The organism is Endozoicomonas numazuensis (genome assembly GCF_000722635.1).
GTDB classification, from domain to species: Bacteria; Pseudomonadota; Gammaproteobacteria; order Pseudomonadales; family Endozoicomonadaceae; genus Endozoicomonas_A; species Endozoicomonas_A numazuensis.
The window spans coordinates 740,232-760,679 of the sequence record NZ_JOKH01000003.1 but is presented as its reverse complement, the minus strand read 5'-3'; the positions used below and the strand labels follow the sequence as shown (position 1 = coordinate 760,679).

At 42.5% G+C, this 20,448-nt stretch carries 29 protein-coding genes; 20 read left to right on the top strand and 9 right to left on the bottom strand.

Annotated features, from left to right (window positions below):
- The first annotated feature begins 109 nt into the window (after window positions 1-109).
- Window positions 110-1,447, top strand: coding sequence for an IS1380 family transposase (locus tag GZ78_RS16100; RefSeq protein WP_034831824.1), 1,338 nt, complete (start codon window positions 110-112; stop codon window positions 1,445-1,447).
- 207 nt (window positions 1,448-1,654) lie between these two features.
- On the opposite strand, the gene GZ78_RS16095 is transcribed toward GZ78_RS16100, so the two are convergent.
- The 4 genes from GZ78_RS16095 to GZ78_RS16080 all read right to left on the bottom strand — a co-directional run bounded on the left by GZ78_RS16095 (window position 1,655) and on the right by GZ78_RS16080 (window position 3,442).
- Window positions 1,655-1,915: a hypothetical protein gene (locus GZ78_RS16095; protein WP_034837940.1), complete on the bottom strand. Its 261-nt coding sequence runs from the start codon at window positions 1,913-1,915 to the stop codon at window positions 1,655-1,657.
- 185 nt (window positions 1,916-2,100) lie between these two features.
- A complete protein-coding gene (locus GZ78_RS16090; RefSeq protein ID WP_034837937.1) occupies window positions 2,101-2,595 on the bottom strand; it encodes a hypothetical protein in 495 nt (164 codons plus the stop codon).
- A gap of 318 nt (window positions 2,596-2,913) precedes the next feature.
- Window positions 2,914-3,204: a type II toxin-antitoxin system RelE family toxin gene (locus tag GZ78_RS16085; protein WP_034837935.1), complete on the bottom strand. Its 291-nt coding sequence runs from the start codon at window positions 3,202-3,204 to the stop codon at window positions 2,914-2,916.
- Window positions 3,194-3,442 (bottom strand): type II toxin-antitoxin system Phd/YefM family antitoxin, encoded by a 249-nt coding sequence (locus GZ78_RS16080; RefSeq protein WP_034837933.1) that lies wholly within the window; start codon window positions 3,440-3,442, stop codon window positions 3,194-3,196. The genes GZ78_RS16085 and GZ78_RS16080 overlap by 11 nt, the downstream gene beginning before the upstream one ends.
- Before the next feature lie 141 nt (window positions 3,443-3,583).
- Between GZ78_RS16080 and GZ78_RS16075 the strand changes: the two genes are divergently transcribed.
- Both GZ78_RS16075 and GZ78_RS16070 read left to right on the top strand, forming a co-directional pair.
- The gene (locus GZ78_RS16075; protein WP_034837932.1) at window positions 3,584-3,784 is read left to right on the top strand and encodes a hypothetical protein; all 201 of its coding nucleotides are present in this window, start codon (window positions 3,584-3,586) and stop codon (window positions 3,782-3,784) included.
- A 395-nt stretch (window positions 3,785-4,179) separates the two neighbouring features.
- Window positions 4,180-4,698, top strand: coding sequence for a hypothetical protein (locus GZ78_RS16070; RefSeq protein ID WP_034837930.1), 519 nt, complete (start codon window positions 4,180-4,182; stop codon window positions 4,696-4,698).
- Window positions 4,699-4,766: 68 nt separating this feature from the next.
- On the opposite strand, the gene GZ78_RS16065 is transcribed toward GZ78_RS16070, so the two are convergent.
- The gene (locus GZ78_RS16065; protein WP_152558775.1) at window positions 4,767-5,384 is read right to left on the bottom strand and encodes an RING finger protein; all 618 of its coding nucleotides are present in this window, start codon (window positions 5,382-5,384) and stop codon (window positions 4,767-4,769) included.
- Window positions 5,335-5,886 (bottom strand): hypothetical protein, encoded by a 552-nt coding sequence (locus GZ78_RS16060; protein ID WP_152558774.1) that lies wholly within the window; start codon window positions 5,884-5,886, stop codon window positions 5,335-5,337. The genes GZ78_RS16065 and GZ78_RS16060 overlap by 50 nt, the downstream gene beginning before the upstream one ends.
- Before the next feature lie 487 nt (window positions 5,887-6,373).
- Here GZ78_RS16060 and GZ78_RS16055 point away from each other — a divergent pair, with 487 nt between their 5' ends.
- The 5 genes from GZ78_RS16055 (at window position 6,374) to GZ78_RS16035 (ending at window position 9,530) form a co-directional block, all read left to right on the top strand.
- Complete coding sequence (locus GZ78_RS16055; RefSeq protein WP_034837925.1) at window positions 6,374-7,003, top strand: FMN-binding negative transcriptional regulator; 630 nt, start codon at window positions 6,374-6,376, stop codon at window positions 7,001-7,003.
- A gap of 79 nt (window positions 7,004-7,082) precedes the next feature.
- Window positions 7,083-7,490, top strand: coding sequence for a hypothetical protein (locus GZ78_RS16050; protein ID WP_034837923.1), 408 nt, complete (start codon window positions 7,083-7,085; stop codon window positions 7,488-7,490).
- Window positions 7,483-7,893 (top strand): hypothetical protein, encoded by a 411-nt coding sequence (locus GZ78_RS16045; RefSeq protein ID WP_034837920.1) that lies wholly within the window; start codon window positions 7,483-7,485, stop codon window positions 7,891-7,893. The genes GZ78_RS16050 and GZ78_RS16045 overlap by 8 nt, the downstream gene beginning before the upstream one ends.
- Window positions 7,894-8,001: 108 nt before the next feature.
- Entirely contained in the window at window positions 8,002-8,817 is an 816-nt protein-coding gene (locus GZ78_RS27605; protein WP_051786246.1) for a hypothetical protein, read from the top strand.
- 5 nt (window positions 8,818-8,822) lie between these two features.
- On the top strand, window positions 8,823-9,530 hold the full coding sequence (locus GZ78_RS16035; protein ID WP_161787411.1) for a cysteine hydrolase family protein: 708 nt from the start codon (window positions 8,823-8,825) through the stop codon (window positions 9,528-9,530).
- A 158-nt stretch (window positions 9,531-9,688) separates the two neighbouring features.
- Here the strand turns inward: GZ78_RS16035 and GZ78_RS16030 are convergent, their stop codons facing one another.
- The gene (locus GZ78_RS16030) at window positions 9,689-10,459 is read right to left on the bottom strand and encodes a transposase (protein WP_152558773.1); all 771 of its coding nucleotides are present in this window, start codon (window positions 10,457-10,459) and stop codon (window positions 9,689-9,691) included.
- A 40-nt stretch (window positions 10,460-10,499) separates the two neighbouring features.
- Window positions 10,500-11,036 carry an FtsB family cell division protein gene (locus GZ78_RS16025; protein WP_161787410.1) on the bottom strand — a complete coding sequence of 179 codons (537 nt, stop codon included), beginning with the start codon at window positions 11,034-11,036 and terminating at the stop codon, window positions 10,500-10,502.
- A 148-nt stretch (window positions 11,037-11,184) separates the two neighbouring features.
- Between GZ78_RS16025 and GZ78_RS16020 the strand changes: the two genes are divergently transcribed.
- From GZ78_RS16020 to GZ78_RS15975, 10 genes are all read left to right on the top strand, one after another.
- Window positions 11,185-11,619 (top strand): COG3904 family protein, encoded by a 435-nt coding sequence (locus GZ78_RS16020; protein ID WP_152558771.1) that lies wholly within the window; start codon window positions 11,185-11,187, stop codon window positions 11,617-11,619.
- 51 nt (window positions 11,620-11,670) lie between these two features.
- Entirely contained in the window at window positions 11,671-12,207 is a 537-nt protein-coding gene (locus tag GZ78_RS16015; RefSeq protein WP_034837912.1) for a DinB family protein, read from the top strand.
- Window positions 12,208-12,244: 37 nt separating this feature from the next.
- Entirely contained in the window at window positions 12,245-12,541 is a 297-nt protein-coding gene (locus GZ78_RS16010; protein WP_081869890.1) for an NUDIX domain-containing protein, read from the top strand.
- A 14-nt stretch (window positions 12,542-12,555) separates the two neighbouring features.
- Complete coding sequence (locus GZ78_RS16005; protein ID WP_034837911.1) at window positions 12,556-12,933, top strand: 2OG-Fe(II) oxygenase; 378 nt, start codon at window positions 12,556-12,558, stop codon at window positions 12,931-12,933.
- Between the two features lie 176 nt (window positions 12,934-13,109).
- Window positions 13,110-14,858: a hypothetical protein gene (locus tag GZ78_RS16000; RefSeq protein WP_034837908.1), complete on the top strand. Its 1,749-nt coding sequence runs from the start codon at window positions 13,110-13,112 to the stop codon at window positions 14,856-14,858.
- A gap of 151 nt (window positions 14,859-15,009) precedes the next feature.
- Window positions 15,010-15,447: a cupin domain-containing protein gene (locus tag GZ78_RS27600; protein ID WP_152558770.1), complete on the top strand. Its 438-nt coding sequence runs from the start codon at window positions 15,010-15,012 to the stop codon at window positions 15,445-15,447.
- A 59-nt stretch (window positions 15,448-15,506) separates the two neighbouring features.
- Window positions 15,507-15,881, top strand: coding sequence for a hypothetical protein (locus GZ78_RS15990; RefSeq protein WP_034837905.1), 375 nt, complete (start codon window positions 15,507-15,509; stop codon window positions 15,879-15,881).
- Between the two features lie 14 nt (window positions 15,882-15,895).
- Window positions 15,896-16,261, top strand: coding sequence for a GFA family protein (locus tag GZ78_RS15985; protein WP_034837904.1), 366 nt, complete (start codon window positions 15,896-15,898; stop codon window positions 16,259-16,261).
- Between the two features lie 2 nt (window positions 16,262-16,263).
- Window positions 16,264-16,740 carry a L,D-transpeptidase family protein gene (locus GZ78_RS15980; protein ID WP_034837901.1) on the top strand — a complete coding sequence of 159 codons (477 nt, stop codon included), beginning with the start codon at window positions 16,264-16,266 and terminating at the stop codon, window positions 16,738-16,740.
- Window positions 16,741-16,791: 51 nt separating this feature from the next.
- Window positions 16,792-17,109 (top strand): hypothetical protein, encoded by a 318-nt coding sequence (locus GZ78_RS15975; RefSeq protein WP_034837899.1) that lies wholly within the window; start codon window positions 16,792-16,794, stop codon window positions 17,107-17,109.
- A 74-nt stretch (window positions 17,110-17,183) separates the two neighbouring features.
- Here GZ78_RS15975 and GZ78_RS15970 read toward each other — a convergent pair whose 3' ends face one another.
- Entirely contained in the window at window positions 17,184-18,803 is a 1,620-nt protein-coding gene (locus GZ78_RS15970; protein WP_161787409.1) for a ricin-type beta-trefoil lectin domain protein, read from the bottom strand.
- 165 nt (window positions 18,804-18,968) lie between these two features.
- Between GZ78_RS15970 and GZ78_RS15965 the strand changes: the two genes are divergently transcribed.
- Together GZ78_RS15965 and GZ78_RS15960 are read left to right on the top strand one after the other, a co-directional pair.
- Complete coding sequence (locus GZ78_RS15965) at window positions 18,969-19,859, top strand: transglutaminase-like domain-containing protein (protein WP_034837896.1); 891 nt, start codon at window positions 18,969-18,971, stop codon at window positions 19,857-19,859.
- Between the two features lie 190 nt (window positions 19,860-20,049).
- The gene (locus tag GZ78_RS15960; RefSeq protein WP_034837893.1) at window positions 20,050-20,448 is read left to right on the top strand and encodes a glycine zipper family protein; all 399 of its coding nucleotides are present in this window, start codon (window positions 20,050-20,052) and stop codon (window positions 20,446-20,448) included.

The following is a 20,448-nucleotide window of genomic DNA, read 5'->3' as shown; positions in this document are numbered from 1 at the left end:
CCTGAATCCGTGACTTCATCAGCAATAAAAAAGCCTTAAAGCCATCCACCGAAAGGGGTGTAGGCTAAAATACGACCTACTCGTTTTTTCACTGAATAGGTGAATTTTTGTGGAACTCCATTTTGAGCAGTCTGATACGGAATTCTATACACCATTTGCTGGCCTTGCCTTTATTGGTCACGCCCTCAATAAAAAAACATCCCTCAAAAAATCACTCCGTAAGATTAAGAAGCGACATGGAATCGCCAATATTGATTTAGTGCGTGCTTATGTTGGCTTGCTGGCCCTCGGCAAAAATGACTTTGACGCCATTGACACCCTTCGCCATGACGATTGGTTCCAGCAATGCATGGGAATAAAACAGATGCCATCTGCCAGTCGATTGCGCCAGCGCTTTAATGAAGATGCTACCCAGCTTATTCCGCTGATTGAGGAAAGTCTTGCTGAGTTGCTTATAGAACTTGATGCTCCGCTTACACCACTTCCAAAAGAACTTGATCGCCAACAGCATATACCATTAGATATGGATGTCACGCCTCAAGACAATAGCAACTCCAAGAAAGAAGGAGTGAGTTGGACATATAAACACTTTTTCGGCTACTCCCCCATTATGGCTTACCTTGGGCAAGAAGGCTGGTGCATGGGGTGTGAGTTGCGACCAGGTTCGCAACACTCGCAAAATGATTTCATCCCATTCCTGGGTGCCGTTTTACAGAGAGTACGTCGTATAACGCAACAGCCGATATTGCTTCGGCTCGATAGTGCTCACGATGCTGAAGATACCCGCATGGCCGTTGCTCAACATGCTAACGTTGACCACATAATTAAATTGAATCCTCGCCAACAGTACACCTCCAAGGCCTGGCTACCTAAGTTTGAAGCAGCGAAGGTAGAGTGGCATGAGCTACGAGCAGGTAAGCACTATGCGACTTTGACTATTAACCATGAAGCTCACTATGGTCATCAGCGACTGATTATCAAAATGGTCAGACGAACGTCAGATGCCGTTGGTCAGATGTTTCTAACTCCAGACTACGAGCTGGAAGGTTGGTGGACAACATTGAATGAAGAAGAATACAGCGATAACGACGTTATTCTGCTGTATGAGAATCACGCCACCAGTGAGCAATTTCACAGTGAATTAAAAACCGATATGGATCTGGAAAGGCTTCCTTCTGGAAAGTTCGATACTAATGATTTAGTAATGTGTCTGGGCGCATTAACTTATAATATGCTGCGTTACATGGGGCAATCTTGTTTGCTGGGGCCGCAGTCACCTGTTCGTCATCAGGCAGCAAGGAGAAGAATAAAAACCGTCATGCAGGAGTTGATTTATCAGGCTGCCCGCTTTTTGGAGGCAGGCCGTCGCAAAATACTACGATTTGGCCGATATAGCCCGGCACTCCAAGTGTTTATGGGGCTTTATCCAGAAAAAATGCTTTGTTAGCCATCAATATTATTCTGTCTTTCTGAAATGAATGCCAGGTCTTGGTAGGTGATGCATCGCCTGAATTTCAAAATAATGACAAAAACAGCTGGGTTCTTTGCTGGATTGTTCTGTTATTTCCTGATCAAAGTAGTAATAAAGTGATTTGCGGTAAGGTTGGAGCTTAAATTACACGATTTTCTCGAGATTAATTAAGAACTCACTGATTCAGGCTTGAGTCAATATCAAAGGTAAATTTTCAGAAAAGTACTTTCTTCCAGTTTGCTCCAAAGCTGCTTTTTGTAAGGAAAAAACAGATTGCTCACTTGACAAACTGCTAATTATTCTTGTTTTTGGCTCAGAGGCAACCGAAAAACCAGCTTCTTTTTGTATAAAGGGTTTTACTGCTGAGGCTTTATGTTTTTCACTTTCATCACCCTCTAGTCTTAGTCCCTGAGAAGTTGACACACTTTTTGGTAGTGGATTCATAATACATATCACCCTTAATAGTTAAGATTCCTGAATTCAGGATTATCAATATTAGAGTAGAAATGAATTATTTTTCTCCGTACAGTACTAACAACTATGTAAGCGCACATAACAAAAAATTCCAGCGGACTGCCTTCGGCGGCGGCTGATTTGGGCGTTAGGCGTCCCCATATTCAAAGAATGTATCATTCATCAAACGTGAGCTTTAAATCGGTATTTTTACTAACAAATGATCCAACTTCTGAATCTTTAATTTGTAGGCTAAAGTCACTTAAAACTCGTCGTATAAATTTACCGATAGGCGTTTTAAGAAAAAAATCATTTGTAGCTCCTTTATCTAATAAATGCTTCTTAGATGCATCTTCGCAAATGTTATTTATTATGATTGTTCTTGGACTTGAAATCTGAAAGCTAGAATATACTAATGCTTTTGAGTATAAAAACTTTATTGCTTCATTAGAATAAAAATCCGTATCTTTATCCAATCTATATACAAGATTAATAACCCACTCATTAGGCTTAAATGTAACATCAAAACAAGTTACCCAACCAACCCACTGGCAATATTCTTCAGATACTCTTAGTTGTAAAGATGGTGGATTTGCTGTACTTGTAATAACTTTGAAATTTAAAAGCTCAAGTGATGTTATTGCCTTTTCGGATAATATATTGCTTTCCAATGATGATATCTGGCGAAGATTGATAGATGTTTCTTTAGCTCCCCCCCCCCCTCATCATAAAGATTTATTTTTTCTGACAACTAAAATTAGTTTTACAAGGCGTGGCTCCTTGCACTTGGAACTCATCTGCACTTAAAACCTCCGAATCGCTTGGGCGCTTCCTATTCAATAAATTAACATCCATAATATAACCCTAATTTATATAATAAGCTCCATAATAGATTGAGATAGAGCAGAAATTACTAACATATTAGAAAGTACGCCTAACAAGTAAATCTAGGTGACGCCTACGGCGCACCTGATTTAGGCGTTATGTTGCTAATTCAACAGTCGAGATAAAGCTACTTGATAGACTTCATTTCTATTTCGTTTTCCAATTGCAATAACAGAAACGGTGATCGTTTTATCTGAAACAGAGTAAACAAGTCTAAAACCAAGTTGTCTTAGTTTGATTTTGTAGAGGTTTGGAGCGCCAGAAACTTTTGCAGAAGGGACATGTGGATCGCTCAACCTGCGTTCAAGAACCTTCTTAAATTGATCTTTCACCGCAGGATTGAGCTTATTCCATTCTTTCAGTGCAGATTTTTTGAACTCAAGCTCATAGATCATCAAGTGAAACCTTTACAGATTCTTCGTCAGCTCTTTCTTTAACGAGATCTAAAAGTTCCATATCTTCGATGAGTTCCATCATTGCTTCATAAGCCTTGGCTGGAACACAGTAGAATGCAGGCTCATTCCTGTTAAGCACGGCAATGGGCAAGCCTTCTCCACTGGCTACAACCTTCATGGGGTTGGCTTTAAGTTCTGAAATACTTGCAGCTATATCTGTCAAAATATGTGAGGCCATAGGTTTTCTCCTTTTCTATATGACCAGATAGTAGACCTATTAAAGAGTCTCGTAAAGAGAAGAAGTTCCAGACATCAAGTGTGTAAGTAGGAAAACGAATTCTGTAATATGGAATAACATCATAAAATTCAGTGCATTAGCATGAGTGGAGCCGCAAGCAACGAGCAACCGCAACATAACAAATGCTTCCAGTTCGTGGCTTCGCCACCCGACGCCGCCTGCGGCGGCGCGGCTGAAACAGGCGTTATGCTCTTTATCTGGTTTAGCTATTTCATTGGGCTGGTCGTAAGTGCCGAAGTATTAATGCCCCTGGAATTATTACAAGAACAAAAGTCCCGCTAATTACGTATTTAGTTATATTATTGTCATCTAAATATGCCCATATTCCCAAGGTTACACCAGTTCCTATGCACCCGACTAAAAGGCCAGTAAATGCTAGATCGTGTTTGCGCCTCTCTGTGCAGCATTCCTGTGCATGAAGTGTTTGACACTGAAATAATATTAAAAGTGAAGCTATTGCTATCTTTATGCGCACCCTCATCATACTTGCTCCGCTTATAAGTGACGTGCAAAAGCATAACAAAGTTTTCCAGCGGACAGCTTCGCTGCCGCTGAAAACAGGGTTATGTTGCTATTGATCGTCGTTTATTCTTAATTATCTTGGTAATGTTTTCGTCATCAAAGCCAAACATGTCATTGAAAATCAAAAGGCAAATCATAGGTATGTGCGGGTGCTTATGCCTAATACGAATATGGCACTCCCAATACAATCTGGCTTTACTCCAACATTCTACAATCACGAGAATAAAGATGATGTGGAAGATTTGTTTTTCTTTAAAATTAACGATAGTTTGTTTTGTGCAGAGTCTGGCGTAGATTTATACTCTTGGGATTTTATTAATCGCTCATACCCTACATCGAAACTGAGTTTTGGTGATGAGCTGATGGTTGCTGGATTTCCAGATACAAATGAAAGATATGATTATGATGGCCAAAAGATAAATGACTTACTATTGGTCAGAACTGCTAACTTGGCAGAGTCTGAGCTTGGAAAAGATATTTATACAATGAGTGGCTTGCCCTCTGAGTATAACTTTAATGGCATGAGTGGAGCCCCAGTTTTCTGCAGAAGAGATGGATGGGTTCTATTCTGTGGTTTAGTTATCCGTGGGAGTGCTCACAGCGGTAAAATGCATTTCATTAGCTCTGAAATTATCATGAGTGCCCTTAATAATGCAGGCGTCAAAAAGGCTTAACAATTGCGTGGTGTCGGCAGCAAGCAGCCTGGGACGCATGCGGCGCCCCACACGCAGGCGTTAGGCTTTTATACGCCGCACAGAGGACAATTTCTAGGATGTTCTAATCGAGCTCTCTCGTAACTAAAAACGCAAAACCAGTGATGGGCACAAGCCTGAACTCCAGGGTATTGAACTTGATTGAAACAAATGGCACAACTTCCTATTAAGAGATAGAAACTTGCGTAGTCTACAAGATATGAAGCGATGTAATTGATCACTCCTGAACCCAAAGTAAGGGCCATAATATAAATCGTACTCGTCCACTTCTTGCTGGCATGAGTCTCTTGAAGATGTAAATTTACGATATAATCTTGCAATGCTGATTCAATAGAAATTTCATGACTATTAAAAAGTTCAAAGTATCCATCCTGTTTATTACAGATATTGAGCTGATGAGCTCTTGAGTGATTCTTATCCATATTGATGGCCAAAAACTTGCCAACACTTTCTCCCGTAAGTGTACTTAAGTGATATTCTGATATATTTTTAGGTTGCGGCAACTCATCTAAATCACTTAATTCCATACAAACATTAGTTAAAACAGTTCTGTTAAAAACACTAACAACTTTTTTTTCTTTTCCTAATTCTTTAGTTTCAGTATGATATACATAAAGTTTCAAACCATGAATCATCTTCCATGCCATACACTGATTCTAAATGCGTAAGATCATACGTTGAATTTTTACGTTTTAATCCTATGCTTAACTTTAAATTTCCACCAATAGAAACAGGGTAAATAATTGAATCACTCAATAACAGAGTACAGTTTAGATCTTCTATATCTTGTAATAAAATTCTATTCAGCAACATACTTTCTAAAATAATGCCGTAGGCAGAGCTGCTTTTAAGGACTTGAGGTCTCAATGATCGAGATTTATAATCTCTAGATTGATTTTCATTTTCTTTCATAAGCATGCATAATTCAGATGCAATTGCTGAAATTGCCGCAAACCCCAAAAAATAAAATTCCTTAGCAGAACCATTATATTGTAGGTTATAGTTCATTTTAAGCTGAATAAAATTAATTACTGGTACGATCGAAATTATGGCAGCATTAATGAAAGCAATTTCATCAATATAACTCTCTTCTGAATAAGCAAGAAGAGTACTTGAGTACAATAAAAGAGAAAAAATAAAAGAACGCATTTCCATTTCTTTTTATTAAAGTAAAAGTGTTCAAATCTTATAGCAAAGCCTAACAAAAAATTCCAGCGGACTGCCTTCGGCAGCCGCTGAATTTGGCGTTAAGTGGCAGGGTGCATAGATTGGTTAGTAATATGAAAGTGCCGTACAAGTAGAAAGAAGAAGGTGTGTACCATCTGGCGATCAAGATCAGGTGTATTATCCTTCTTGCAATGCCAGCGCAAGCAGTATGCTGTTTCTCAATTTTGGGCGGAGCTGGNCATTTACAAGTGCTTTGCTTTTTTTTCTCCTCAGTGACTCTGAATCAGTGCTCAGCAAAAAACAGAAAATAGATTAATCTGCTGGCGGTGAGGTCAGGTGCCAAAAATATCAATGGAGTCTCGCCAGCCCAACCATCGTAGCGGCCAGGGCCACTTAACAAGTGCAGGCAAAAGGGACGCCTCACTGTGTTCGCCGCCCCTGCTGCAAGCGTTAGGTGCTAAGAGTAAATATGCACATTCCATCAAAATTCAAAGAAGTAAACTTGGATAGATTGCATGAATTTATTCAAGAATATCCGCTTGGTACGCTGATAGTATCAACGGAAAATATTTTAGGTGCAGATCATGTCCCGTTTTATCTTCAAAAACGAGAGAATAATCAGGTAGCACTGCAAAGTCACATTGCTAGAGCAAATCCGCTATGGGAAAAGTGTTCTGAGGGGCAGGAAGTCTTGCTTATATTTCATGGACCAAATGCTTATATCAGTCCGAACTTTTATCCATCAAAGAAGGATACAGGGAAAGCGGTTCCTACATGGAATTACTCTGTTGTTCATGTAAGAGGGCGCATATATTTCAAACATGAAAGTGCTTGGATATTGAAGCAGCTTAATGACCTTTCTGATTTCCATGAACGCAACCAAAATATCCCTTGGTCAGTTTCCGATGCACCGGAAGGTTTTACAGAAAAACTGGTCAAAGCTGTTGTTGGTCTTGAGGTTGTCGTAGAAGACATAGTAGGCAACTTTAAGTTAAGCCAAAATAAAACAGCTGCTGACTACTCAGGTGTTGTACGTGGTTTAGCAAACTCAGAGAACAGTGCAGATGTTTCAGTAGCTAAACAAATGCAAAACAACTGACACGCAGCTAACAAAAAAATCCAGGTGACGCCTACGGCGCACCTGATTTAGGCGTTAGGCTCTTAGCGAGTTCATCATTATGAAAGAAATAGAAAAATTTTGTGATGATTTAAATTCCTTTTTGGTGGGAAGATTCAACTATAAAGAGTCTTTAGCTCATGCTGATCTTTCAAATAATATTTCAGCAAAAAGAAAAGCTTATGATTTGTATTTAAGGTATAAGCCAAAACCAATCTACTGGAAAGAAGATACAATAGTAATTGCAAGAATATTCTTTCATAAAACCAAGGTAGGAAGTGGTAAATCATTTCTAAAGTTCTTAGTTGAGCATTCTAACAAATATTGCTATAAGTACATTGCTATTGAAAGTATGAATGAAAACTCAAAACAGTTTTCTGATAAATTTGGTTTCAAAGAATATAAGGAGCCAAAAAATGCGATCATCTCAATCAAAAAATTAAGAAATATACTAGAAAATTATGAATAGAAATTCGTACAAAGTAATCATTGCTGGAATATGGCTACTCATAGTATTTGGTTATCTTCATGGTCTTCAAATTGTTTATGAAGCCGAAAAGAGCTTTCATCTATTCGTTGTTTTGTCTATTTTCATAAATCTTGCTTATGATGGATTGAAAAAAATAATAAGCTATAAACCCATGTACACAGCCGACATTAGAAAATTATTTAAATATTCTGTCTCAATAGTTGTATCCCTTGCTTGTTCATTAAGTTCTTTTGTAGCTGGGGCCTTTTTGAAAATATATTTAGATTTTCCAGAATTCGTTGCTCAAGGAGTTGCATTTACAGGGTTTATAGTTTTTATCATAATCTCAATGATTTTGCTAAATAAAGCAGAAAAACTATTCAAGCTTTCAAACATAGCCTAACAAATGATTCCAGTTCGTTCCGGGGCTGCGCCCCTCCACCCGACGACGACGCCGTCGGAGGCGCGGCTGAACCAGGCGTTATGTGCAAGAGTAAATATCAAGTAATCTATGACATTGAAGCGAGTAAAAATAAGCGAAGATAGCGAAGCTGATCTGTTAATAAAATCGAGGCGTAGGTGTGCCCTATGTTTTGGATTGGAAAATGACTTTCGAGAAAAGAAAGGTCAGATCGCTCATATTGACAAAAATAGAAGTAATTCTGATATAAATAATTTGGTTTTCTTATGCCTTGATCATCACGATAGGTATGATTCATCTACTAGTCAGTCAAAAGGTATTAAAAAGAAAGAGCTTATAAAGTACAGAGATGATTTATATTCTTACATTAAAAAATGGGGGAAGGTAAATTCTTTTAATGATGGCCTTGATTATCTGGACGAGTTGATTGATAAGTTCTCTTTATATGCAATATCTGATGAAAACTCAACACTAGATTTTCCTTTTGTAGCCAAAAATGCAGCATGTAATCACGCAATTTTTATAGCAGATAATATATTTGCAATTGATCGTTGTGGCTCTTCTATTTCAGAAAGCATTAAAAGTAGTTATCAAAATACGGGGATAAGCTTTTTCGTCCCAATTGGCTCTATCAAAAGCACTCTGAAGCAGCGGCTAAAAGTGAAAGATTTCTATATTAATTTTGATATATCTAATGAAGAAATTCATCAAATAGAGTTTGGCTTAAATGACGAAGAGGGTGATGGAAGGTTTTATTTCATTGATCGTGGTGTTAATTTAATACCTGAAAAAAGTGATAGCATAGAGCTTTATATTTCAGACAAAAAAATAGTTGACTATGTATTAGAAACTTTAGGATCGCTACCATTGAATTTCTCTAACCATATAAAACAGCTCAACCAATAATGGTAATGCACATAACAAAAAATTCTAGGGGACAGCGCTGGCGTGCTGCCCCTGAATTTGGCGTTATGCCTTTATCTGGTAACAAGAAACATTTTATGGAAAAAGCTCTTTTAATTATTGATATGCAAAATGAGTTTTGCTTAAAGAATGAAAAAGATATTGGTTATAATTACAGCTCAATTGTAGCGCCAATTAATGCAATAAGTTCTCATTTCAGAGGTAATGAATGGAAAGTTTTTTGGGTAAATTGGGGAGTAGATCCTAGCTTAGAGAGTGTCAGTGAATTTCAGAAAGAAAAATTCAACAATTATGAATATCCTCCTGAAATGAATTGGAAGAGAAAGCTAAATGGATCGAAGAAAGTTTTAGAGAAATCTAGCTGGTCTGCAAGTATTCTTTCATCATTAAAGAAAGATAAATCTGATATCTACGTAAGCAAGCAGACAATTAGTGGTTTCCATACCTCAAATTTAGATAAAAAACTAAAAGAATATAGCCTCAAGGAACTCTATTTTGCAGGAATAAATCTAGATCAGTGCGTACTTGCAACTCTTCTAGATGCTCATTGTTTAGGGTACGATTGCATTTTACTTGAGGATTGTACGTCTACCTCTTCTCCCGATTACTGTAGACAAGCTGTATTGTATAATGTCGATAAACTTTTTGGTAACCGGGGAACAAGATTGACACCTGATAGCCTGTCCTTAAGATAGCGGGCAAAAGATAACCCATGCTGCTTGCAGGTCTTTTTCAAACTGGCAAAAGTATCACGACAATCCCTCCCGTCGTCACTTCGGGTGCCTCCACTGACCTTACGCCTTTTCACATATTCCCGAATTTGCCTTTCGCTCAGGTTGTTGTGTAGCGGCAGTCATGGATACTCCAGAACCAGCAATAGCTCCTCCCTGACGACCATCAATTGGCTAAGCACTTTTCGTAAGGCAGGATAGTCAACTTGCGTTTGTACCCAGTGATCAAAGTCTTGGTAAAGCCTTTGTTTTTCTGCCTTCGTGGGGCTTTTCTGATAGGCCTCTATGTCATCATAAAGTCGCCAGTATTGATCCTGCATCCAGTCTCTGGCAGCCCTTTCCAGATCATTTGCCGGTATCAGCTTGTCCAGAGGTCTGCCTGCGTGGTACCAACACAGAGCGTGCTCAAAGACGGTATCAAACTGGCGGGCTCCGTCACTATGGATAATCATATTTTCGAGGCTATTATTTTTCTTCAGTGCTGCCTTTAAAACGCCTTCGGTGGCCAGTCGTCTTTGCTCAGGGGATGCACATTCCAATTCAGTGAGGAAGGATTCCCACTCTTCTTTTGAAGAAAAGGCCTTCTCACCACAGGCGGAAAAACCAGCGATCCACTTTTCTGACATCTTGACCTGCTTCATGGAGTCAATGGCGACTTCGTTTAGCAGATAGAACGACTGCTGCCCTTGCAGGCAGCTCAGAAAGTTGATTCTGCTTTTGCTACCACTGCTCAGAAAATAACTGAAGTAGGGGTTACCCACAAACAGACAGTAGCCGTTTTTCCCCTGATGCCTGGCTCCCGTATCATCCACCTGAAGGTAGTCTGAACAGGCGTGTCCTGCCTCCAGAATTTCTTCTTTTTCCTGATGGAATGTACCATGCCCCTTCGTCAAAATGTTGTTTAGTGAACCTTCTGATATCGGGCAGCCATGATCATGAAGCCAGTCCAGAAGCAATGGCTGGGTTGTACTGCATGAATGGTAGAAATTCAGTAGATGGCTTTTCAGGTTGTCGCCAAACGCCCTTTAATATGCTCCGGCAAAGCCGCTGTGACAGTACCTTCCGGTGTCTGGTAGTACTCACGCCGGTACAGGGTGGTAATAAACTGCAAGTCGAGTTCAGTATGGTAGAAGTCCGCATAGCCTTTGAAGCGCCAACCTCTTGAGGGTCAGAAACTTTGAGAATCTCAGAGGTGTCAGCAACAAGAGGTGGTGCAGCCGTCTCTCCGGGCTGTTGTGATCTCGGTCGTTTGTTTTTCGGGGGGATGCTGTTGTCCTTGCCGTTGCTACTGGAGTTCTGATCAGTGCCCTCCTCAGAAGCGCTACTATCCTGTTCATCCTTGTCATCAGGTACATTAGGCCTGATTTTGGGTTTGCCTTTATGCTTTTTCAGATGTCGGATTTCTGCACGAAGCTGTTCATTTTCTTCAAGTAGTTGTTCGATCTGTGCCTGTTGTTTTTCAATCTGCACAGATTGTCTCTCAACAGTGTCGAGCAGGTTTTGGACGAATGAACGAAACTGCTCATTCTCCTTATTCGAGATGAAAGAATCTGGCATGTGCATGAAGTTGGAGTATAAGGATGAGCAGGGTCAAATTCATTGACCTGAAAGGGTTGTTTTGCCAGTCAAATATGAGCAGTTACTCAACGAGAACCCGCAGGCTACGACGATTGTGATGGAATACGTTGAGGGTTCCGTCGATGACGAAGCTAACCTTGAAGCAGCCAGGCTGGTAAGGTTGAATAAGTTGAATACTCTGGTTCCCGGGGATGGGCTGATTGCTTCTGGTGGCACTGATTTCTTTCTTGCCGGTTTGAAAAGAACCATTAAGGAAGGCGCTCAGATAGGGGTTCATTCATGGGCCGGGTTTGGAATTGACGATGCCTCTAAATTGCCCAGAACCGATCCGGAGCATCAGGAGCATCTTCAGTATTACAAAGAGATGGGCATACCGGCTGATTTCTATTGGTATACGCTCGAGGCAGCCCCCAGTGATGATATTCATTGGATGACTCAAGAGGAGATAAAACGCTATAAAGTGGCGACTCCGTGACGCATCGGAATACATCAGCGACACAGAGAATACGGTACTCAAGAGGTCGAAATGGGTCTATCCGAAAATTTCAGAATGTTAGCGTTGTACAATCAGCGAATGAATCGACAGTTGATCAGTGTTTGTGAAGAGCTGAGCCATGAGCAACTGCATCAGGAAACGCATTCTTTCTTTCCAAGCATTATGGCTTACTGGAACCATATTCTATTCGGTGATCTGATTATGCTTCAGCGCTTGGTCGCTAATGGTTTGGTGGATGTTGAACTCGCTATATTGATCAAGCTGCCTAAAGCAACGTCTGTAAACGATACATTTGTTACTACTATGGACGAGCTCAGGACTGTTCGAACGATTGTTGATTCGATTTACCTGCAAGTCACCGAGTCTTTATCCTCTGATGATTATTCGAAAATCGTTTCCTATAGGACAACCGAAGGTCAGGAGATCAGGCGAAGTATGGGGGCATTTTGCCAGCATATATTTAATCATCAAACCCATCACAGAGGGCAGCTTACCTGTGTTCTGAGTCAGATGGGGCTGAATTTTGGGTGTACTGATCTGCCTGTGATAGTTCCAGAAGAAATATAAATTTATATGAGTTTCTGGTTGTTGTGATGTTGTGTAGATACAGGCAGCTATCAGGGAACTGAAGGAAGAAGCTGGCCTCTCAGGAAAGAATTGGCAACAGCTGGATGCCATGTGCATGTTGCCCAGAATTTATTACAAAGGCCATGAGCTGTGGACAGAAACACCCTATGTTATTCCGGAATACTCTTTTTCTGTGCGGGTAGAATCTGAACCTGTGCTTTCATATGAGCACAGTGAGTTCAAGTGGTGTTCAGAAACAGAGGCCAGGACTCTGCTTGAATACGACTCTAACAAGATAGCGGCCTGGGAGTTGTTTCAAAGGCTTAGGGTATAAAAGGATTCATTATCATGAAAGCCAATGGATTTCTAAAAAAGCTGTTTCGCTGGGAGAAGGGTCGTCAGAATACCGGGTACGATAAAATGCTTCTGGGTGGTGGTTTGTGGCCCGTTCCCTTTGATCTTTATCTTCTGAGGTTTCTTGAGGGGCATGAGATTCCACCTCACGTGGATCAAGTCAAGAGTGGGGAGCATTACCGGCTGAATATTATTTTAAAATCGCCTGAAACCGGAGGAGAGTTTGTTTGCCGTGACCCTATCTACGAAAGCCGCATGATCAAATATTTCCGGTCAGACCTTTCAGAGCACTCGGTGACTAAAGTATTAAAGGGTCGTCGTTATGTACTGAGTATGGGTTGGGTTAAGAGTGATTCATTCAAGAAAGAGTAGATCTCGCCAGGTACGCCTGTAACTCAGGCGAGGTATTCGACATAGTTCGTTTAAATAATTGATATTCAGTTCGCAATACAGCATCCTTTCTCAAGGTTTTTTGTGAACCGGTATAAAAAAAACAGGTTTGGATACCTGATAAAAATAATTTTATCTGATAAAGGACGATTATACGGATGAAGTTGATCAAGATGGGTGCTTTTCTGGCGCTCTGCTCTGCTGCCTCTTTCTCTCAAGCCGAGCGCGTTGGCACTCAGTATTTCTACGGTTACCAGGATCAATTCCCTAATGGAAAGTGGGGTATTGTTGATGATCTCGATTATCGTCAGCTGAAGGACAATATGCCGGCTCGTGAAGCCAAAGCCTTATATGTCGATGACAATGGACGTATTCAGTTTGATGTTCAATGGACCCGTCAGACTCTGAAGCGTATGTATCCCCAGATGTGGGAAGAAGCCATGCTGCTTGAAGGCAAGGCACGCCGTGAGCGTATTCAGGACATTCGCGATATAGCCTGTGATGCCAAGCTGGAGATCGGCTATGCCAAAACCTATGGCATTAACGGGGATGGTTTTGCCACGGAAATGGATACCGACCTTAATGCTCGCAATATGGAAGGTTGTGCAAAAACCGTAGATGGCGAAGCCGCTGCGGTTCGTTTAAGAACCTTTATTCCAACTGTTCCGGGAGCCAGCTATAAGCTGCATGTTAAATATCAAAAGCGTGGTTACAACTATGCTGCCAAGGGACTCAGTGAGAAAAAGGCGTATAAGGATCTTCTGGTGAAAGTAGGGGCAGATCGTCATTCTTTGAATCTTGAAGAAGAGTTGCCGGTCAAACTGAATCACCTGACTATGGATCTTCTTCCTATTGAGTTAGATGACAGCACACTGTTATTTGATGGGCAGATTCTGGATGAAGACGGAGAAGCCTGGGTCAGATACAACAATCACACCAGTCATACCGAGAGCTTGTATTTCGAATCAGGCTCTGGTGAGCGACTGACAAAAGTCTTTACCATAGCCGGTGAAACATCGACTTATATTAATCTGGGTAAGCTGGATGAGTCGGATGCAGTTTATGCAGTGCGGAATGACCTGGATCAGACACTGATCGACTTTAATGTTGACGCACTCAGACAAGCGAACCGTTTTGACGCCCCCTACACCGTAAAGTTGGAAGAAGGTTTTAAAAAGTCGGTGATTCCATTTGTGGCCGATAAATTCTTTACCCGGGTTGCTTTTAATGACAAATCTTATGCCGACACTTTTGGAGTCCTGATTAGAGGCGTCCATGTCGACAGGGTTGAGGCTAACCCTCTGGAAGAAGGCTGTCGTGCTGTTTTCCCAGCCAATAGCAACAAACTCAGAAAGTGCCTGTTGGGTGACTCCAGCGATCCGGTGGCAGAAGCCTGTGATTTAAGCTCTGGCAAAGTCTTTTGGACTCAGGGTGAAAACACCCGTAATGACTCATACCGTTCTGATATTGCCAGTCTGTTTTACGGTGCTGACCACCGTGAATTCCTGTCACTGGGTCAGGGTGGACGTGTCATGATCAAGCCAGCGTTGGCTGGTAAGGCAGCCAGTTGCCCGATTCAGCATCAAACCCTGTCATTCAAGGAAGTGACCTGGGGGAACCAAACCTACGAAACCTATGCAGAAAAAGGTTTGGTCAAGGTGAAGCTCAAAGGGTGTCAGGATTCTTCCCTGAATGGCAGCAAGCTGCTCTCTAATGATGTCTCAATGAGAAGCTCTCTGCAGACTAACGACGGCTTCAGCTTTTACTTTGGAGAGGATTATGAAGGGTGTCGCATGCACAGTCTGAGCATTATTGACCGGACCCAGAAGATCAAATCTTCACAAGCCGGTTATGTGGCGAACTCTGACGGCATTGACATCAATAGCCTGAGCCTTGGCAGTAATTAAGTATTTTGTTTTCACGTTGCGATCACCGGTTGGTCGCAACGTCTTTCTTCTTTCTGGCCTTGGCATTCATCATGAACCCTGAATCGGTAGACGGGTCAAGCCGCGAATCAGTGGTAAAATGGAATTCAGGTTTTCTGCCTCGGGTGCAGGTATGTCTGAAGAAAATATTATTCTGCCTTACTGGCACTTATGGGCGGATGAAGAGGGTCTTTCCCATACCTCTCAACGCTACTTGAGCCACTTTGATTTAATTCAATACTCCAATCCAACACCTGAGTATCATTGCTGCGATCTTCCTAAACCTCTGAGTACACGGTTTGTAGTCTTACCTCCGGGTTATGAGGCACCCATGCATTCAACGCCCAAACCGCAATGGGTCATCATTTTACAGGGTGGCTGGTATACCCGGACTCTCGATGGCAATGAGGTGTTTTACCGCGCAGGTGATATTCATTTTGGAGGTGATCTGCCTGTTGAAGACAAGTCAGAGAATCAGCAGGGACACAGTTGTCGAAATACCAGTCAGACCGAGCCATTAGCGGCCATGATTATTCAGGTGGACAATGTGCTCCCCAAACCGAAGGATTGAGCGATGAACCGTGTTGCTTCTGGTAATTGAACACCCCGGATACGATGTGAGAGTAGCGTATGAATAAAATCAGTAAATTGTCCGCTCTTCTGCTGATGATGTTTCTGGCAGGTTGTACAGAGCATCAAACAAGAGAGTATTCCGAAAGAGTACAGGCTCCCTCTGTTGAGGACGCTGGTGGTGAAGAGTTGGCTATTGTCTCGGGAGTCATCACTGAAAAGATGCAGAAGGGCAAGGACGGGTCCGTCTGGCAGTTTATAGCCAATGACGGAAAAGAGTACGCTGTCGTTATCAGCATTCCCAATCTGGGGCCGAAGCATAGCGAAAATATAGATGTCATAAAGCCTGGGGCCAAGGTCCGCATCATAGGCGACAGCTTTATGATGGGTGACGAACGCAGACTGATAGCGACAGAAATCGTAGTGATTCATTAAACAGGAGAGCAGGGATGTTCAAGGCCAGCTGTCATTGTGGCGGGATTGTTCTGAATGCTGATGAAGCACCAGAAACAATCACGAGCTGTAACTGTTCCATCTGTCATCGGATAGGTGCTTTGTGGGGTTACTATCTGGATGAGCAGGTTGAGACTCAGCAAACGGTAGCGATTCAGGATTATCGCTGGGGTGACAAGACCATCACTTTTCACACCTGTTCAGGCTGCGGCTGTACCACTCACTACACTGCGGTTCGTGAGGATGGAAAAACGAAAATAGGTCTCAATACCAGAATGGTGTCGAGAGAAGACACAAAAGATATTCGTGTTCGGTATTTTGACGGCGCCGATACCTGGGGTTTTTTAAAGGAAGAATCATAGGGATGAAAGCCGTTTTTATTTTCCTTGTCTCAATGTTTGCCTCTGTCGTCAGTGCCAGTGTCGATCTCGTGAAAGTGGATAAGTCTGAAAGACTGATGTTTTTGCTGGATGATGGAAAAGTAGTAAAAACCTACTCAGTATCTCTTGGTGGCAGCCCTGAAGGGCATAAACAGCAGGAAGGTGATGAGCGAACTCCGGAGGGAGTCTATACGCTGGATTACAAAAAGGAAGATTCATCCTATTACCGTTCTATGCACATCAGCTACCCGAATCAGATAGATATCCAGAACGCTGAAAAGTTTGGAGTCAGTCCAGGTGGTTTTATCATGATCCATGGCCAACGAAACGGGCTGGGAGCACTCGACTTTTTAATGCAGCATTTTGATTGGACCGACGGGTGTATTGCCATAACAAATCAGGAGATGGATGAGTTTATGGACCTGGTTTCGGTGGGAACTAAAATCCAGATAGAGTGGTAGGAGCCTTCTATCTGTTTCTGCTGAGGGTTACTGGTTTTCTGTTAGGTGTTTATGGAAGAATTACTGGTCATAACAGTTATCGGAATTTACGCTCTGATCGTGATTTACTCCAGCCATCTTGAGAGAAACAAGGAGTTTTATTACCTGAAGAACTTCAAGTTTCAGCTGGACAACCCTGAAGTGAGAATCTGTTCAAAGCATCATCGTGGTGACTACTTTATTGCCTATGAAAAAGATGGTGTAACAACATATCAGTTTTTTATGGTAAAACGTGCAAGGCGCGAGCAGCACATCAAACACCTTGAAAATAATCTGGAGTGTACACTTGGAACAAGACCCAGTGAATTACCTGAGAAAAAAGGCTGGTAGTGCATATTAAGACCAGCAATCCTCTATCAAAGGATTACTGGTATTTAATGGAAATAGAGAGACCGATTTAAACCTCAGTTACCCCATTGCCATTGTTGATTGCTGCCACCGTGGTACTGCCACTGGCCAACCTGTGCACCTTTCCAGTCGCCATAGGCATCCACAGCAATAGAGCCATTGTGTCGGCTTCTCAGGGAGTTGCCCACCCAGTCAAAGCGCATATTATTGTTATCCAGACATTCCCAGATAACGATTTCGCCGTTGCTGAATGTTTGGCCACGGTTATCCAGGCATTTGCCCAGTTTGCTTCTTAAAAAGCCATTGGCTGAATCATAAGTCCATTTCTGGGCATCGGAGCCATTACACTCCCAGAGTCTTACATTGGTTCCGTTGTCACGGTTTCCGCCTTCAACGTCCAGGCAAAGGTTGCTGCGTTGATCCCTCAGTTCACGAAAGCCTGCCAGAAGAGGATAGGCTTTCTGACCGGGAATCTGCCAGGCACCTTCCTGACCTTGATCGTGATAGTTCAGCCAGACGTTGAACATGCTGCCTTTGATGGCCTTCAGTTTTTCGTTTTCCTGACTGTTGGTCGGGACTGAGAAACGATAGTTACCCAGCTCACCACAAGCCTGGCTGCCCTGATTCCAGGCACCGGTTCTGAAGCTCAGGGCCCACTCACCGGTATCATTGCTTTGGCAGGCAAAATAATAGTTCGCTGAACAACTCTGGTCGTCCCAACGACCAGACATAGTACTTACAGCACAGTGCTGATTGCCATTATGATTATTCGGTTCATTTTTGGCCCAGCTCCATACGGCAGCGTCCACCCTGTCGCCCGGTGTCATATCATCCAGATTGACAATATTCACACCCTTGGCAAAGGACTCGGCCACTTCATGAGCTTCGATACGGTCTACACCGCCTCCGTTTGTGAAGAGATCAACAATTTTGGCGACGGTGGTGCCGTCTTCCCAGATTCGGGAGACTTTGCCAAGACCGTTGAATGCCATATTCGCCAGCTCTCCATCATTGGCACAACCTTTGTCTTTCCAGAGAATGATCTGCTTGCCCGCTTCCAGAACCTGAGACTTGGTCAGAGTATCTCCAATAGCCTTGCAGCCACCACTCTGGAATATCTTGCCGCCCAGCTTACTGTTGAGCTGTTGTCTGAGAACAGAATGCTTTCCGTTTGTGTGATCTTCGATATAGAGGATAATGACTTCGTTAGGATTACTATCCAGCCATTGACGTGCTTCTTGAAGGCCATCGGTTAAACGTCGGTCTTTAAGGCTGCAGCCAATATCCAGGTCGCCAAGTTCCTTGCCGATGCCGGAGTGACAGAGCAGCAGCTCCGTACCCCACTTCCAGGGAGCTCCATGAGTGTGAGCTGTCCAGTGGGCGTCCAGTTCGATAAACCGGGCCCCCATTCTCAACTGGTCATAGATGGAGAACTTCTGCTGTGGATCGTGATACCGCAAGGCATTGCGATAGACTTCTGAATTGTAAGTGTTATGAGTGCCCAGAATGTTGTTATTGATGATGGGGGAATGATTATCCAGCTGTCGCTGCATAGCCAGCGCCTGGCTGGTCCAGCTTTTTTCAAAGTCGCTGATGGTATCTGCCTGTGCAGAAACAGCGAGCCCCCCGATTACCGCAGACTGCAGCAGTCTGCTCAGGTGTTTTTTTATTGTCATAATAATTATTGTTCTTTTTTACATCATCACTGATGTCAGGTTTTATTTTTATATTCGCTGTTCAATCACTCGCCTAAGGTGCCATTGAATGAGTGGGTGATTATTCAGCTATGTCGCAATAATGCAGAGAGTTGTTCAAAAAGTAAACGGTCGTTTGAAATCATTATGAGTGAATATAAAATCTTATACAGCCATAGCAGTGTATTTACACAATCAGGTCTATACGAGGCGCAACTGAATGCTCTTCCAGATGATATTGAAGAAGTTTGTCGTTTTACACATAACCTTCTGATTCATGCCTATTGGCTGGATAAGTACGGCTGCAATGTTGGTGAATTCACAAAGCTGGAGGAGATGCAGATACGGTGTGCCGAAGACATTTTGGCTTTAGCATCGTCAAAAGCAACGGGTTCACTATCAGATCAACGTGCGCCAGAAGAAAGAGTGGTTAGTATCTGCCGGGATTTCTCATTGATCGTCTGCTCTGTCCTCAGAGCCAAGGGTATTCCTTCCCGACTAAGGTGTGGATTTGCAACTTATCTGACACCTGGTTGCTTTGAAGATCACTGGGTATGTGAATATTGGAGTACGGATGAAAGCCGATGGGTCAAAGTTGATGCACAGCTTGACCCATTTCATTGTGACGTTCTGAAGATTGATTTTGATACTGTCGATGTGCCTGATTCAAGATTCCTCTGCGCAGGAGTTGCCTGGGAACTGTGTCGGTCTGGAAAAGAAAATCCTGAAAAATTTGGAATACATGACTTTAATGGTTTGCCCTTTATTAAAGGTAATCTGATTCGTGATCTTTTTGCATTGTCCAGAATCGAAATGCTGGCCTGGGATACCGGGTGGGGGATTTTAAATGAATACCTTTCTCCTGCAGCCAATGACGATGAATTTGAGTTGCTGGATCAATTAGCGGTTTACAGCAGAGATTCTGACCAGGAGAATGCAGAACACGTTGTCACTCAAAACCAATCTATTGCACTGCCTGAAAACTGGACATGGAATCAATCTCCCACCCTCCGTGAGCTATATAGCCAACAAAGTTAAGGCTAGAGTCGAATTGTTAGTTTCAATAACCCGATTCAATTTACAGATATGAACAAAGCCTGAAAAAGAAATCGTATTTCGTCCTGTGCGTATATTGAGAATAACAGCAGATTTCTAAACTGATGCCTCCCTATTAAAGGCAGTCACTTTTTATTAATAAAACTGCTAACGCACACTGAGGATGTTGTACATGATTAAGAACATGCTGTTATTAGCTTCAACTTCTTTATTGATGGCCTGTGCCTATAATTCTGCTCCTATAGTGGGGCCGCATGATAAAACAGAAGCCGAATATCAGCAGGATGTCGCTGCATGTCATGAATATGCTGCCAAGGTGGATAAAGGTGAAGCCGCTAAAACGGGAGCAATTAATGCTGGTATTTTAGGTGCGGTTACTGGCGCTGCGATTGGCCTGGTTGAAGGCGATGGTATTGACGGGGCTGTGGTCGGCGGAGCGGTTGTTGGTGGTGTAGCAGGAGCCAGTGCTGGTGCTGCTGGTGGCGCCATGAAGTCCACTGAGGATCAGGCCTATGTTTTGCGCCGTTGTCTGGCAGGTAAGGGCTACGATGTGCTTGACCTTCGTCCTTAA

What these genes read in the sequence shown, in the direction of transcription:
- GZ78_RS16095 (WP_034837940.1), bottom strand. Translation starts at nt 1,915, where the DNA reads ATGAATCCACTACCAAAAAGTGTGTCAACTTCTCAGGGACTAAGACTA.
- GZ78_RS16085 (WP_034837935.1), bottom strand. Translation starts at nt 3,204, where the DNA reads ATGATCTATGAGCTTGAGTTCAAAAAATCTGCACTGAAAGAATGGAAT.
- GZ78_RS16080 (WP_034837933.1), bottom strand. Translation starts at nt 3,442, where the DNA reads ATGGCCTCACATATTTTGACAGATATAGCTGCAAGTATTTCAGAACTT.
- GZ78_RS16075 (WP_034837932.1), top strand. Translation starts at nt 3,584, where the DNA reads ATGAGTGGAGCCGCAAGCAACGAGCAACCGCAACATAACAAATGCTTC.
- GZ78_RS16070 (WP_034837930.1), top strand. Translation starts at nt 4,180, where the DNA reads ATGCCTAATACGAATATGGCACTCCCAATACAATCTGGCTTTACTCCA.
- GZ78_RS16065 (WP_152558775.1), bottom strand. Translation starts at nt 5,384, where the DNA reads ATGGCATGGAAGATGATTCATGGTTTGAAACTTTATGTATATCATACT.
- GZ78_RS16060 (WP_152558774.1), bottom strand. Translation starts at nt 5,886, where the DNA reads ATGCGTTCTTTTATTTTTTCTCTTTTATTGTACTCAAGTACTCTTCTT.
- GZ78_RS16055 (WP_034837925.1), top strand. Translation starts at nt 6,374, where the DNA reads ATGCACATTCCATCAAAATTCAAAGAAGTAAACTTGGATAGATTGCAT.
- GZ78_RS16050 (WP_034837923.1), top strand. Translation starts at nt 7,083, where the DNA reads ATGAAAGAAATAGAAAAATTTTGTGATGATTTAAATTCCTTTTTGGTG.
- GZ78_RS16045 (WP_034837920.1), top strand. Translation starts at nt 7,483, where the DNA reads ATGAATAGAAATTCGTACAAAGTAATCATTGCTGGAATATGGCTACTC.
- GZ78_RS27605 (WP_051786246.1), top strand. Translation starts at nt 8,002, where the DNA reads ATGACATTGAAGCGAGTAAAAATAAGCGAAGATAGCGAAGCTGATCTG.
- GZ78_RS16035 (WP_161787411.1), top strand. Translation starts at nt 8,823, where the DNA reads ATGCACATAACAAAAAATTCTAGGGGACAGCGCTGGCGTGCTGCCCCT.
- GZ78_RS16015 (WP_034837912.1), top strand. Translation starts at nt 11,671, where the DNA reads ATGGGTCTATCCGAAAATTTCAGAATGTTAGCGTTGTACAATCAGCGA.
- GZ78_RS16005 (WP_034837911.1), top strand. Translation starts at nt 12,556, where the DNA reads ATGAAAGCCAATGGATTTCTAAAAAAGCTGTTTCGCTGGGAGAAGGGT.
- GZ78_RS16000 (WP_034837908.1), top strand. Translation starts at nt 13,110, where the DNA reads ATGAAGTTGATCAAGATGGGTGCTTTTCTGGCGCTCTGCTCTGCTGCC.
- GZ78_RS27600 (WP_152558770.1), top strand. Translation starts at nt 15,010, where the DNA reads ATGTCTGAAGAAAATATTATTCTGCCTTACTGGCACTTATGGGCGGAT.
- GZ78_RS15990 (WP_034837905.1), top strand. Translation starts at nt 15,507, where the DNA reads ATGAATAAAATCAGTAAATTGTCCGCTCTTCTGCTGATGATGTTTCTG.
- GZ78_RS15985 (WP_034837904.1), top strand. Translation starts at nt 15,896, where the DNA reads ATGTTCAAGGCCAGCTGTCATTGTGGCGGGATTGTTCTGAATGCTGAT.
- GZ78_RS15980 (WP_034837901.1), top strand. Translation starts at nt 16,264, where the DNA reads ATGAAAGCCGTTTTTATTTTCCTTGTCTCAATGTTTGCCTCTGTCGTC.
- GZ78_RS15975 (WP_034837899.1), top strand. Translation starts at nt 16,792, where the DNA reads ATGGAAGAATTACTGGTCATAACAGTTATCGGAATTTACGCTCTGATC.
- GZ78_RS15970 (WP_161787409.1), bottom strand. Translation starts at nt 18,803, where the DNA reads ATGACAATAAAAAAACACCTGAGCAGACTGCTGCAGTCTGCGGTAATC.
- GZ78_RS15965 (WP_034837896.1), top strand. Translation starts at nt 18,969, where the DNA reads ATGAGTGAATATAAAATCTTATACAGCCATAGCAGTGTATTTACACAA.
- GZ78_RS15960 (WP_034837893.1), top strand. Translation starts at nt 20,050, where the DNA reads ATGATTAAGAACATGCTGTTATTAGCTTCAACTTCTTTATTGATGGCC.